Raw genomic sequence first — 286 nt, forward strand, 5'->3', positions numbered from 1 at the left:
CTGCACTCCTCCAACGAAAGAAGGAAATGTAGTTGGTACCCCTACTGGAATTCCTGTCTGTACGCCAGCTACTGACGTCGGAAATCCTCCTGTTACTGTAGGCATTCCAGCCCCTGATGTCGAAAATCCTCCCATTGATGTAGGCATTCCCGTTTGCATGCCAGCTACCGATGTTGGAAATCCTCCCGCTGCTCCACCCATCCAGCTCGGAATTCCACCGTACCCTTGTTGGCCAGCTCCTCCCATTAACATCATTTGTTCATAACTACCCGATCCACCTCCGAAG

Annotated in this window: 1 pseudogene; it reads right to left on the reverse strand. The window is 51.7% G+C overall.

Features of this window, described 5'->3' with window-relative positions:
* Positions 1-286 (reverse strand): annotated as a pseudogene (locus MR113_RS27680) (hypothetical protein); the annotation flags it as partial.

Source organism: Bacillus cereus group sp. BfR-BA-01379 (genome assembly GCF_022663605.1).
Classification (GTDB): domain Bacteria; phylum Bacillota; class Bacilli; order Bacillales; family Bacillaceae_G; genus Bacillus_A; species Bacillus_A mobilis.